The following is a 13,083-nucleotide window of genomic DNA, read 5'->3' on the forward strand; positions in this document are numbered from 1 at the left end:
ATGAGGCTTTTTTTGTTGCAACTTCGGTGTGTTAGATTGACGCGCTATTCAAAAACCACACACATCCGGCTAACGCAGCCCTAGCATGATATCGTTAATATAGAAATTCCCTGTATAGACTTTATCGTTATTACCGTGCGGTTCTAATGCAAAAAACTGCTTATCTTGCTCGTCTAAGGCTTGATATCCGCCAATCACCTGATAAATCCACACTTCAGGGTCGAAGTCTAACGCGTGTTCTTCAAAGTAATCCAGCGCCGTTTTAGGCTGACCAGAATCGATGACTTCACAGAAATACGCTTCTACTGCTTGCTGCAAAGGATCTTTCTCAAGCGACAAGGTCGATTGCTCAGTCACATCAATATCGACCGGTTTGGTATCTTCGTGTCTTGACTGACGTTTATGCACATGTGTCAGCGACGCGACAATTTGCTGATAATCGGCTTCATGCTCAACATTGTTAACGTCTGGGGCGGCATTAGCAATAATCGCGTCCGATTGGTTAAACAATACAGGTACGTTAGTCAAATTAGCGTAGTTGCCCGGCGCAAAATCAGGCTGCTGCTCCATGTGTAGCAAGAAGCCCTTAAGCAACCGTGTGCGACCTTGGAACTCTCTAAATCGGCCCAACAAGTCTAATAAGCGTGCCTGTACTACTGATAACTCCTGTGCAGCCTTGGCAAAGCGCTGCTGCAGCGACACTACCAGCAAATGACGAAGTTCACGGTTAGAACCTGCCAGTTCACTTAACTCATCGAAGCGGAAACACTCAAGCTGAGCAAGTAAGTCGGTTACCTGACCTTGCGCCAGTTCATTTTCGCGAATTTTAGCGTCAACCGAAGACACATAGCCGAACTCATTGTTAATACGGCCAAACATGACACGCACGCTATTGCTCAATGATTCTGAAAGTTGATAGACATGCTCGGTTAAATCGCCCATGTGGGCTGCCGCTTCGTTGTATTTGTTGTAGTGAAGGGCTTCTTTATAGTGCTCTGTTAGGGTTTTAAGGCTTGCCAGCGAGGCACCAATATTGGCGTTGATAGTTCGGTTGCGCTCATCTTGTAAACTCCCTTCTAAAAGGGTTCTTACCGCGCTTTTTAAACGCAGTTCACTTTGCGCTTCCGGGCGCCACAACACGCCTAATTGAACGAGCTGTTCTAATACCTTAGGACTGTGGTCACGCTCTTTTACCGAGCCATTAATGTACGCCTGCATGATAAGGTCGCTGTGACGACCCAATGCGTTTAAGAGTTTAGTCCCTGCCTGAATTAACACCTGGCTCATATCAAGCTACCTTGCGAAATAGCGGCCTCCGCCTGCTCAGATAAACTCAGCGCTTCCGTTTCATCAATAAAGCGTAGCATTTCGTAAAGGTGTTCAATTTTGCCAGTGCCCAAATAAATCTGTTTATCTGGGTTTGGTTTAATCAAATAGCCCATTTCAGTCAAGCGTTTAAAAACCTGCTTTAACTGTCCATCTAAATTCACACTGGTAGAACCGAACATACGATAGCGCGAAATTTTCTCTAGTTGCTCTGCATAGGCGGGTGTGTCTTCAATGGTCGTTTGCAGCTCATTTAGTCTAATAGCGCTCCCCATGGTAATTGGCATATCAGATTCATTAGCTTGCTGAACCAGCAGCAACCACTCTACCAGAGGCACTAGGTTAGATGCTGTATCTTGAAACTGCTGTGTAAGCACTTTGCGCTCGTTTTCACCGATGGTGAGAAAGCTTGCAAAGAATACGTCACCTTCAGCGGTGGTCGATAATGTGCGGTTTAATAGCGCTAAATGAGGTTCTAGCTGAGCAGCGTTGTCTCTTGATTTAAGAAAACGCCACGCCTCTTCATCGGTCACCTGACAAATAAACGCGCCTTGTAGAAGTGCACTTAGTACACGGCCTTGTTCTGTCATCATGCTGATGTCTCCTCACCTGCTACTTCACCGTTCTTTTCTGCTTCTTTTTTCAGTTTAATACGCGCCCCTATAGAGCTTGCTTTTGGCTGAACCACCTGCAGTTGGCGGGTTACCTTATCTATTAAGTAGCGGTTTTCAAACAGCGTCAGTACTTCCGATTCTGGGTTAGGGAATGCGCCAACTACGCTGATGTTATTGTTTTGACACGCTTCAAAGATTTTCTTCACGTTGTTTTGGTGAAGTGTACCGAGTTCATCGATAGGCCAGTGCACTGTGGCGTCAGCATCGCCGCGCAGAAGACGGGTGAAAGCGAGTAAAAACTTACACAAGATAAGGTATGCCATACCGTGGCTTGATGATTCATTAAGCTGGCGGTCGGTACGAATAACAAGGTCACTTTTACCTTCACGTAGGTGGAGTTCGATATCAAGTAGCTTGCTAATGCCGCCCGTAAGCGCCGCACGACCAAGAATATCAAGAACACGGCGCATACTTTGACCGTATTCTTCTTCCGGTAGTTCGTTAGCCCCCTCTTCCATCCAGTGTTCGTAGAGCTTTCTGAATTGCTCTAGTTCCGGCCAGAATTCAAGTTCACTAATACGTGAGCGAATTTTAACAGCCGAGTCAGACACACCATCAAGGGAAAGGTCGCCGTCGACCTCTTGGGTAATACGGCGGCTTTGCGACACAATGCGTTTGTCGATATCTGCAAGTACAAAGTAGTATTGGGATAGATCGGCACCAAAGATACGGCCTTGCTCACGCAACCCCTGTAGCTTCTGCGGAACAATCACGTTCAGGAGCTGTGCCAGGTGCGACACCATACGGCGGTGATCAAAACTCTTCACGCCGTGGGCGTTCAGCGTTGCACACTCTTCACGGGCGCGCTCCCACGTATCCGATAACCCCGTGCCCGCTTGCGCCGCAATTAGCTGGTCGAATCGTTCTACATAGGCGCGAATATCGCTTAACAAGTTTTCACGCTCTTGAAGCTGGCTTTGCACTTCAGAAATACGCTGCCCAATACTTACATCGTCATGCTTAATTTCAGCCGTTTCATCACCTGCTTGAAGAGTTAGCTTGGCAAGAGATTTACTTAAGGTTTTAACCTGTTCTAAATACTCACTGGCAGTTTTAAGCGTAGTTTCAAGCTGCCCGTGTTGCTCTTGAAGCTGTTCGCGGTTAGCTTTATAAGTAGCTTGTTTGCTGGCTAAATTACGCTCGGATTCACCCAACAACTTACGGGACTTAGACAAGCCTTCTTGCCATACCACTTTTTGTTTGGTAAACACGTTAGTGTACCAACGTTCGTAATCAGCCACTTTATGACGATGGGTTTCAGTGCGTGTAATGTCTTCTTTAAGCTTATTGATTTGCTTTTTAAGCTGACCTATTTCATCAACATCCACACCGCGATTGCTTAATTCGCTCTCTAGCCAATCCTGCATATCTTTACGGTCTTGTGCAGCACTCTCCTTCGCTTTTCGCATGTCGCTATCAAGCTGAGATATACGTGCTTCACTGTCAGCGATAAGCTGCTGCCAGTGGAATTTGTGTTCAGTTTCCGCTTCGCGTTGCTGATCTTTGATTTCATCTCGGCTAAGCTCAAACTGCGCCTTCGCTTGTTTTTGCGACTGCTGATTCGCTTCAAGCTTAGTTTTGGCTTTTTGCTTACGAGTAGAAAGTGCCTGCTGATATTCGCTAAGTACCGTATCGCGGTCTTGCTGTGCACGTTTACGACTGGCTTCAGCACTTTTAACGGCGTTGTCTTTTTGGGTAACCACTAGCTCGGCGTTACGCACATCTTCGTTGGCTTTCGCCAAACGCTGTTCGCATTCGTTCTGCGCAGCAAGGGCAGCGGCTTGACGAATTTCAGCTTCTTGCATTTGCTGCTTAAGCGCTTGCTCAGTAAAGGCATAGTCTGGGGTATCAAGTTCAGTAAGTGCTAACTTAACGCCCATAAAGGTATCGCTTGCACCTTGTGCATCCTTTGCCATAACCGGCGTTAAATCAGTGCGCTCTAAAAGCTCAGGGCGAACAACTTTACCTAAGGATAACTCCCAGTCATCGACATTGGCGCGCAAGAACTCAAGTAGCGAGCCTTCGCCAGGGTAAAGAAGCGCATTAATTTTGTTAACTGCTTTTTCTTCTTGTTGAAAGGCATTGCGCGCTTTATCTAACGCATTTGAGCACTCTTTGCGAAACTCCACTGACTTGCCGTGCGCCTGCTGCGCTTGTCGCAGTTCACCGCGCGCTGCATCTTCATTGATAGATGCTTCTTTAATCGCGGCATCAAGAATATCTAGCTGAGATTGTTCGAACTCGTTGTAGCCCGCATTGCTAAGTGAAGCTTTAAGTTCAGCTTCTGCTACTTTTAGCTCATTTAAACTATTTTGGTAATCGTTTTGAAGCGCGCTTAGCTGACTATTGTAGTCACTCTGAATGCGGCTTAGCGCTTCACGCTCGTTTTGCTGCTGCTCCGCTTTGTTCTCTGCAGCTTCTTGGCGCGCGGCTGACATTTCTTCTAGGGTAATTGACAGCTTTTCACCTAGCTCAGCCAAGCGCTTGTTATAGGCCGACTCAATATCCTGGTGTTTTTCAGTAAGCAATACATAGCGACTATCGGCCATAGCCTTTTCATTTTGCCACTGCGCTAGATTTGCGACGTCTTCTTTAAGCTGCTCAATATTTTCGTCTTGCCACTTATCGAATTCACGCTCTACGGTATCAAGTTCACTGGTAAACTTCTCAACATCGGCGCGGGCTGATGAAATAACCTGGTTTAGGTGATCGCGGGTATCCCCCCACTCGCTGTCCGTTTGTTTGCGTTGGAAGCTATTCTCATCCAGTTCATTCTTTGTGGTTTCAACGCGTGCAGCCAAGTAAGTCTTATCAAGCTCGAAACTATGCTTAAGGTTAGCAAGCACTTGCTCTGTTGTGGTTAGCGCCATGTCAGCTTGTTCAAGCTTAGAAAACTCAGGGCGAATTTTGTCGAATTGTTTAATTAAGTGACATTCTTTAATCCAGTCATCGACGCGGTGGCGGCTTAGCCCTGAAGTAGGTGGCGTAACGCCATCTTCTTCTAAAATGGCGGCAATCATGGCCTTGATAGTTTCCATCTTGCCTTCTTTAGAGTGAACCGCTTTAGCCAGCTTCTCAATGTGGCGCATGTGTTTCGACGGTTCGCAAAGGCTAAAGATTTTGGCGTAGCCTAGTAGCTCACGGGCATTGTTACTCTGGTTAAGCACACCGTGATCGTTTTGAATGATGGCGCGGAAGTCTTTCGTATTAAGTAAGCTCGTTACCAATATATTGTTGCGCTTCATGGCGCGTGCAAGCTCGGCGCTGCTTACACTGGCGTGTTTGCCGTTCTTTTGCTCTATTAAGTAATCACTGATTTCAAATGGCTTGCCGATTAAACGATAATTAACGCCGGTTCCATTTGAGCTTAACACTGCTTGGCACAGGTCACCTTCAGCGCGTGTATATTCATAGATAATAAAGCTGGATAAACGAGGTAAGTACCAGCGTTCAAAGCTGTCGCGGGTTGCCGGAACCACACGACTTGGGTACTCGCCGTAAAACACGGGAATAAGTCGTTGAAGCGTGGTTTTACCCGACGCATTGGTACCACAAATATTGGTGTGTCCATCAAGCTTTAGCTCGACCACGCCTGGTAAATGCGTGTCGATAAGAATAATACGTTTTAAGCCTGCCATAGTGTTCCTGTATCAATAACTCTGCCGCGTGAACGCTCACACAGCACAAAACTGTACCTGCTTTGATAGGGTAAAAGTTGCATACCTGAAAAAAAGCGAGCACATGCGCACGATGTAGCCCGTCAGTGTATTATGAATTCACGAATTTGCACAGATGCGCGGTGATTTGTTGGTTATAAAGCATGCTATTGTTTAAAAGTTAGTTGGCAAAGCTTTTGAATATCCCAATAACGCCATATAAATATAAAGCGGCACGTACTGATAAGGTGCGTGCCACTTTAGCGAAAGCATTGAGCTTTCATAGAACAGCGATGAAATGAACGGTTTCTACAAGGCTGTTCATCAGTTGTTTTACTTCACTGACAATACATTTACCGACTCTGGTGCGGGATACATCATGCTAAAGCTGGGCGTAATATCACCCGAGGCTGCATTTAGAATATTGTCAAAGCGCAGGATCATGCCATTTGATTTTTCAGCAACATATACATGACCATTGCTGAGCATCAAGTCTACCGGATTACCCAACATTGAGTTCGATCCTGCAATATTGACGGATACATCCGTTATGCCATCGGCACTGCCTGCGCCAGGAATCACGTACAATTTACCGTCAGTAGCATCCGCTGCGCTGCCTACATCAGAAATGACCAAGCTATCGCTTTGGCTATCATAGTCTATGCCATGGATGTTAGTTGGCGCGGCAAATGCTGTCCCACCACTTGCTGGGACAATCAGCCTGTCTTCACCCGTAATTACGGTTTCACCGCTTTCCATTTTGCGCATCACTTCTTCAAACACGGCAACCGAACCGTTAGTTAACGCCAGATACGCGCTATCAGTCGATGGGTCGTAATCCACATCCCAAGGGCGCGCCCCGTTGGCAGCTTCAAGTGTTAATAGAGGCGCAACATTACCTGATGCACAGGGCGAAAATACGCGAACGGCAGGAGTAGCTTCGTTAACATCTGCCACAAATACCACACCTGCTTCTGAGGCAATGTCTAGCCCTTTAGGTGCAATCAAACCTGTTTTGCTACCCGCAATCATATGGTCGAAACTATCGCTATACATCATACCGTCTCGCATGGTTTTGAGGCGATTAATCACGAGTAAACCACCCGTTGAGGTTTCAACATCATCGAAAGTAATGACGCCATCACCACTAGCCGTGAAAGCGGCACTCTCAATGCTCATACCAGCGTCAAAAGTGCTTAGCTCACTGGAAAGTACAGCGCTGTATTGCGCTACTTGCCCCGTGGTTGCACCTTCGCTTGCAGGGTTACTTGATACCGAAAGGCCCATAATAGGCATGGTAGTTATCCCGTCGTCCGAAGCGTCTTTCATTTCATTTAATTCTTTAAACTCAGCCAAAGACTCCGGTTTAACCGAAGGTGTAGATAACGTCGGTGCAATGTCACCACTCTCCCCATTAAAAATGCTTGAGAAGACCAAAATAGCGTCATTTGATTTTTCCGCCACGCGAAGGTCAGAGCCCGTTAGAATAATGTCGACAGGGTTACCAAGCTGAGTCGACGCTCCACCGATTACTCTTGTTGGTACGACAGCCCCGTCCACTGACGAGATATTCTCTAATACAAAAATTTGGCCATCATCTGCAACCGCTGCATCACCCACATCAGATACTACCATGCGGTTAGACATAGGCTCGTATACAATACCATGCAGGTTAACTGATATTTGATTGCCATCTGCATCAGAAGGCACCACCGAGCGCATTACTGTGGGCGCAAAGCCCGAACCAGCTACGTTGTCGTATACCGCTAACGTACCATCGGTTAGAGCCACAAATAATCTATCGTTTTGTTCGTCGTATGCCAGGTCCCATGGTTTTGCGGAAACCATAATCTCAGCTACAGGCGCAACGTCTCCCGACGCTTGCCCTCCAAAAACGCTTACCTTTTGACCGTTAAAATCAGCTACCATTACTAGGCCAGCATCTTCAGCAAACGCGATACCTTTGGGGTTAACCAGACCTGTTGCTGTACCGGTTATTTCGTTACCCGTATTCATCATGTAGTTGGTTTGGGTATTGAAATTACACAATGTCCTAACTAAAGGTAAATCACTGTCACCAGCTTGCACCAAGGCTCCGTTTTCAGTGAAAACAATGCCTTCATTAGCACCTGTGGTTACCGTGTTAAGTGCATTGGCATTTTGATCCACCACAGTTACCGTGTTGCGGTTAGCATCGCCGTTATTCGCAACCAAAAAAGTACCCGCAGCGAAGCCTGGAGCTCCATCTTGTCCTGGCGCGCCGTCAACACCGTCTGTACCGTCAGCTCCATTTAAACCATCTGCGCCGTCATCACCATCACAGGCACTAAGTGCGAACACCATGGCTGTAGCTAATAGTGACAGTTTTAATTTTTGTTGTGATGTTTTATTGAATTCCATCTTCATCTCCGAACTTGTTGTTTAGTGAAGTGACGCCGCTTAACCGCGCGATGCGATCAGTACTACCAACGTCCTGTTCAACAAGCCAAACGATTGATGAATGATACTGGATGCAAAAAAATTAAAAAAACCTCAACGCATTGCTGCTATTGAGGTTTTTGGTAGTTTTTGAACTATAGCGAATTAGCGTGGGGGAAAGCCGCCGCCTCCGCCGAAGCCGCCCCCGCCAAATCCACCTGGACCACCCGGGCCTCCAAAGCCGCCACCACCCGGTGGCATCATGCCTTTCATCTGGCGCATCATTTTCTTCATCCCGCCGCCAGACATCTTCTTCATCATTTTTTGCATTTGCGTAAACTGCTTAAGCAAACGGTTTACGTCTTGAATTTGCGTACCTGAGCCGGCTGCGATACGGCGCTTACGCGACCCTTTAATCATATCTGGGCGCGCGCGTTCGGCGGGCGTCATTGAATTGATAATGGCTTCCATTTGATTGAACTGCTTGTCGTTTGCCTGATCTTTAATTTTATCAGACATACCGCCCATGCCAGGCAGCTTATCAAGCATCCCCATCATGCCGCCCATGTTCTTCATTTGCTCAAGCTGATCTTTAAAGTCTTGTAGGTCGAAGCCTTTGCCTTTCTGAACCTTTTTAGCCAGTTTCTCGGCTTTCGACTTATCGACTTTACGCTCAACTTCTTCGATAAGGCTAAGTACATCACCCATACCCAAGATACGAGACGCAATACGCTCAGGGTGGAAAGGCTCAAGTGCATCAACCTTTTCGCCCATACCGATAAACTTGATAGGTTTACCTGTGATATGACGAACCGACAGTGCAGCACCGCCTCGTGCATCACCATCTGCTTTGGTCAGTATTACACCGGTCAGCGGCAGTGCATCGTTAAAGGCTTTTGCCGTATTCGCAGCATCTTGCCCCGTCATGGCGTCAACCACAAACAATGTTTCAATAGGCTTAACGGAAGCGTGAAGTTCTTTAATTTCGTCCATCATGTCGTTGTCGACGTGCAAACGACCCGCAGTATCTACAAGTAATACATCGAAGAAATTCTTCTTTGCTTCAACAATGGCATCGTTAACGATATCAATGGGCTTTTGTAAAATCGTTGACGGGTGAAAAGCTACGTTCACTTCACCTGCAAGGGTTTCGAGCTGCTTGATAGCGGCCGGACGATAGACATCGGCACTCACTACCATCACTTTCTTTTTCTCGCGCTCAGTTAGGTATTTGGCAAGTTTACCTACAGAGGTAGTTTTACCCGCACCTTGTAAGCCCGCCATAAGCACAACCGCAGGAGGCTGAGTCGCTAGGTTCAGCTTTTCGTTCGCCTCCCCCATTACAGACTCAAGCTCAGATTGAACGATCTTTATAAATACTTGGCCAGGCTTAAGACTCTTGGTTACTTCGGTACCAACAGCACGCTCTTTTACCTGTGCAACAAACGCTTTTACGACAGGCAGCGCTACGTCGGCTTCAAGCAGAGCCATACGCACTTCGCGTAGCGTTTCTTTAATATTATCTTCAGTAAGACGCCCTTTACCGCTGACATTTCGTAATGTCTGGCCTAAGCGTTCTGATAAATTCTCAAACATAGTATGAAACTTCTTTTTATTTCAGACGTAATGCCCGCATTGTAACGTAAAAGCGAACGGTAACGTACCCACAATTGCGGTTAAATTTTTAAACTTTTGCGCTGAGGGTTGTCGAACTTAGATGTTTAAATTTTGAATTCAACATTGAGTAATAATTGACTATCCATGAACCTAAACCCACACTAAAAGTGGGTGTGAAATAAACAAAATCAAGGAGATGGTTGAATTTACTTGCAAGTTGCAGTATCAATACCGACTCAGTCGGTGAAGACGTCACCTACCTATTACAGGACGCATCATGAACACCCTTTTCGCCATTTCTGCTGCTTTACTCTACGCATTAGCTGCGGCAGTACTTATTGGCAAATTCGTACACCACGATGGCCCGAATAAGCGATTAGGGCTATCCATCGCTAGTGTTGGTGCAATTGCACACATCGCTTTTCTTACCAACGTTATTATTGTCGCTCCTGGGCAAGACATGAGTGTAACCAACGTACTTTCATTAGTGTCGTGGATAATCACCGTTTCCATGCTTATATTTGCCCGCGCCATTCCTAATCTTATTTTACTTCCTGTTGTGTTCGGCTTTGCAAGCCTTACGGTACTCGCCTCACAATTTATTCCCGTGTCGTACATCATGCACATAGAGTTGCAGCCTGGCTTGGTTATTCATATTAGCTTGTCTTTGTTCGCTTACTGCACCTTGGTTATAGCATTCCTTTACGCGCTTCAGATGTCGTATATCACCTACCGGCTGAAACAAAAAGGTGCGGCGTTACTACACTCATCGCTGCCCCCTCTAATGCTGGTAGAAAATATCTTATTTAAGCTATTGCTTGCGGGCACTTGTTTATTGACAGTTTCGCTTATTAGCGGGTTTGTTTTTTTAGAGGATATGTTTAATAAAACCTATGCGCACAAAACGGTGCTTTCCGCAGCCGCACTCGTTGTTTTTCTTACTCTTCTGATTGGCCAAAAGCTTCGAGGCTGGCGTGGACGACAGGTTATTGTTATGACCGTACTGGGTGTCACGCTTTTGTCTCTTGCGTATTTTGGCAGCAAGTTAGTTCGTGAATTTCTGCTTTAAATTACCCTCTATTTATCGCCGAGTTTGCCACTAGACAATACTCGGCGGCGCTTTTCACACTTTAGCCTTTTCTAGTTATTTAAGGGGACATCAGTAATTTCCCCTTGAAACTCGAACCCCAAATCAATACATTTGAAGGCTAAGTTAAGACAGGAACCCATTAATTGGACGACATATCAACGAGTACGCTGTTTATCGCGCTCGGCGTACTCATATTACTATCTGCGTATTTCTCTAGTTCAGAAACCGGCATGATGTCGATTAACCGTTATCGACTCAAGCACTTGCAAGGAGAAGGCAATCGCTCGGCGATACGCGTTGCTAAACTTCTGGAACGACCAGATCGCCTTATCGGCCTTATTCTCATCGGCAACAACTTGGTCAATATTGCAGCATCCTCGCTTGCGACCATACTCTGCATTCGTTTATTCGGTGACTATTGGGGGCTGTTTGCTGCTACTTTTGGCTTAACGCTGGTCTTACTTATTTTTGCAGAAGTAACGCCTAAAACACTGGCGGCACTCTATCCAGAAAAAGTAGCGTTTCCGAGCTCCATCATACTGCTTCCACTACTTACTCTGTTGTATCCTTTTGTAGCAGCAATTAACGGTATCACGAATGGTATTCTGGCTCTGCTAAGAATTAGCCCAGCTAGTGGAAGCGACGACTCGTTAAGTCGCGAAGAGTTAAGGACTGTAGTGTTCGAAGCTGGCGCTATGATCCCTAAACGACACCAAGATATGCTAGTTAGCATTCTAGACTTAGAAAGCGTAACCGCTGAAGATATTATGGTGCCACGTGCTGAAGTTTTTGCCATCGACATAAACGACGACTGGAAAAAAATTCAGAAAGCGTTGACCCACGCCCAGCACACGCGAGTTTTGCTGTACCGTGACAGTGTGGATGATGCAGTGGGCTTCGTGCATGTGCGAGATGCTCTGCGCCTTCTATCGAAAGATCAATTTACTAAATCGAGTTTGCTTCGCGCTGTTCGTGAAATTTACTATACGCCTGAGTCTACACCGCTGCATACCTTGATGTACAAGTTTCAAGCGGAAAAAGAACGCATAGCGCTTGTGGTAGATGAGTATGGCGACATTATGGGTCTAGTTACCCTGGAAGATATACTGGAAGAAATTATCGGTGATTTTACGACTAGTATGGTTCCTGATCACAGTAAAGAAGCACACGTTCAGCAAGATGGTTCGGTGTTGGTTGATGGCAGTGCCAACGTGCGCGAATTGAACAGAGAAATGGATTGGAACTTACCTACGGAAGGCCCAAAAACTCTTAATGGTTTGTTACTTGAGTATCTCGAAGAAATACCTGAGAATAAAATTAGCGTGCGTTTGGCGGGTTATCCACTAGAGATAGTGGATATATCAGAAAGCATGATAAAAACTGTCAGAATAATGCCAGAATATTACGTTGCGCCTAAAGATTCAAACAACGACCATTAAACGTTTAAAAGTTAGCCTTTTGCTTCGTTAGCTAGACGTTGCGCTCGATTTGCCAGCGCTCTAGCTTTCGCAGCAGCGACCTTATCTGACAATTCAGATAATTTGGCAATAATATCCTGCGTCTCCTCATCTTCACGTAAATCCGCTTCCGCCATATGCGATTGCAATGAACGTTTAAGGAGCTCAGGAATAGATTTGCTGTCCATTTCCCAACCTTTAAAAAAAATAAACTTTGACACTCTCAAAGGTAATATCGGCCAAACAAGAATATACTTAACGATTAATTATTAAAAAATTCAGAATTAATCGTTGAGCAAGATAAAGGCCATTAGAGGCCTTGATAATGCGTTATCAGTGTCCCTTTATGCTCTTTCAAAGAGTACTTGATAACAGCAATGGATGCTGTAGAAAATAAGCTGGTCGTGTAAGACTGGCAAAGCTCATCAACCAAATAGCTGACTAATGGCATGTGGCTGACTAAAAGGAGCTTCCTAACGGGTTTTTTAGAATTGACCGCAGCGTGCAGAAGCCCATCGATGTAGTCACTCACCAGTTTAGGCGAGCCCTCTGGGACAATATCTTCGTTACTTTCAACTTTATTTGCGACAATATCAAGCGATACCATATCGTGGGTTTGTTTGGCTCTGCGATAGGGGCTAACGAGAGCTAGATCTACAATGCCTTTATGGCAGTACTGGTCTTTTAACCATAAAGCGGCAGTTTTTGCTTGCTCTCTACCTAACGGCGTAAGCTGCCTGCTTTTATCATCGAGTCTGGGCGCTTCGGCTTCACCGTGACGCATAATGAAAAGATAAATGTCGTCGTTGCTACTTTGACCTGACATAACATTGCGCATAGTATTA

At 45.9% G+C, this 13,083-nt stretch carries 9 protein-coding genes; 2 read left to right on the plus strand and 7 right to left on the minus strand.

Annotated features, from left to right (window positions below; genetic code table 11):
• Positions 1-69: 69 nt before the first annotated feature.
• The 5 genes from V7R42_RS03015 to ffh all read right to left on the minus strand — a co-directional run bounded on the left by V7R42_RS03015 (position 70) and on the right by ffh (position 9,670).
• Entirely contained in the window at positions 70-1,287 is a 1,218-nt protein-coding gene (locus V7R42_RS03015; protein WP_334018744.1) for a phosphoenolpyruvate carboxylase, read from the minus strand.
• Positions 1,284-1,919 carry a condensin complex protein MksE gene (locus V7R42_RS03020; protein ID WP_014978725.1) on the minus strand — a complete coding sequence of 212 codons (636 nt, stop codon included), beginning with the start codon at positions 1,917-1,919 and terminating at the stop codon, positions 1,284-1,286. The genes V7R42_RS03015 and V7R42_RS03020 overlap by 4 nt, the downstream gene beginning before the upstream one ends.
• Positions 1,916-5,638 (minus strand): ATP-binding protein, encoded by a 3,723-nt coding sequence (locus V7R42_RS03025; RefSeq protein ID WP_334018745.1) that lies wholly within the window; start codon positions 5,636-5,638, stop codon positions 1,916-1,918. Before V7R42_RS03025 ends, V7R42_RS03020 begins: the two co-directional genes overlap by 4 nt.
• 351 nt (positions 5,639-5,989) lie before the next feature.
• Positions 5,990-8,056: a YncE family protein gene (locus V7R42_RS03030; protein WP_334018746.1), complete on the minus strand. Its 2,067-nt coding sequence runs from the start codon at positions 8,054-8,056 to the stop codon at positions 5,990-5,992.
• 183 nt (positions 8,057-8,239) lie between these two features.
• On the minus strand, positions 8,240-9,670 hold the full coding sequence (ffh, locus tag V7R42_RS03035; protein ID WP_334018747.1) for a signal recognition particle protein: 1,431 nt from the start codon (positions 9,668-9,670) through the stop codon (positions 8,240-8,242).
• Positions 9,671-9,968: 298 nt separating this feature from the next.
• Between ffh and V7R42_RS03040 the strand changes: the two genes are divergently transcribed.
• Both V7R42_RS03040 and V7R42_RS03045 read left to right on the plus strand, forming a co-directional pair.
• Complete coding sequence (locus V7R42_RS03040; protein WP_334018748.1) at positions 9,969-10,760, plus strand: cytochrome C assembly family protein; 792 nt, start codon at positions 9,969-9,971, stop codon at positions 10,758-10,760.
• Positions 10,761-10,924: 164 nt separating this feature from the next.
• Positions 10,925-12,220: an HlyC/CorC family transporter gene (locus V7R42_RS03045; RefSeq protein WP_334018749.1), complete on the plus strand. Its 1,296-nt coding sequence runs from the start codon at positions 10,925-10,927 to the stop codon at positions 12,218-12,220.
• 11 nt (positions 12,221-12,231) lie between these two features.
• On the opposite strand, the gene V7R42_RS03050 is transcribed toward V7R42_RS03045, so the two are convergent.
• Complete coding sequence (locus tag V7R42_RS03050; protein ID WP_334018750.1) at positions 12,232-12,426, minus strand: hypothetical protein; 195 nt, start codon at positions 12,424-12,426, stop codon at positions 12,232-12,234.
• Between the two features lie 122 nt (positions 12,427-12,548).
• On the minus strand, positions 12,549-13,064 hold the full coding sequence (sixA, locus tag V7R42_RS03055; protein ID WP_334018751.1) for a phosphohistidine phosphatase SixA: 516 nt from the start codon (positions 13,062-13,064) through the stop codon (positions 12,549-12,551).
• Between the last annotated feature and the right edge of the window lie 19 nt (positions 13,065-13,083).

Origin of the sequence: Alteromonas sp. S015 (assembly GCF_036864485.1) — a bacterium.
Taxonomy (GTDB): domain Bacteria; phylum Pseudomonadota; class Gammaproteobacteria; order Enterobacterales; family Alteromonadaceae; genus Alteromonas.

Excerpts from the sequence above, each read along its gene's own strand:
- V7R42_RS03015 (WP_334018744.1), bottom strand. The coding sequence starts at position 1,287 with ATGAGCCAGGTGTTAATTCAGGCAGGGACTAAACTCTTAAACGCATTG.
- V7R42_RS03020 (WP_014978725.1), bottom strand. The coding sequence starts at position 1,919 with ATGATGACAGAACAAGGCCGTGTACTAAGTGCACTTCTACAAGGCGCG.
- V7R42_RS03025 (WP_334018745.1), bottom strand. The coding sequence starts at position 5,638 with ATGGCAGGCTTAAAACGTATTATTCTTATCGACACGCATTTACCAGGC.
- V7R42_RS03030 (WP_334018746.1), bottom strand. The coding sequence starts at position 8,056 with ATGGAATTCAATAAAACATCACAACAAAAATTAAAACTGTCACTATTA.
- ffh (WP_334018747.1), bottom strand. The coding sequence starts at position 9,670 with ATGTTTGAGAATTTATCAGAACGCTTAGGCCAGACATTACGAAATGTC.
- V7R42_RS03040 (WP_334018748.1), top strand. The coding sequence starts at position 9,969 with ATGAACACCCTTTTCGCCATTTCTGCTGCTTTACTCTACGCATTAGCT.
- V7R42_RS03050 (WP_334018750.1), bottom strand. The coding sequence starts at position 12,426 with ATGGACAGCAAATCTATTCCTGAGCTCCTTAAACGTTCATTGCAATCG.
- sixA (WP_334018751.1), bottom strand. The coding sequence starts at position 13,064 with ATGTCAGGTCAAAGTAGCAACGACGACATTTATCTTTTCATTATGCGT.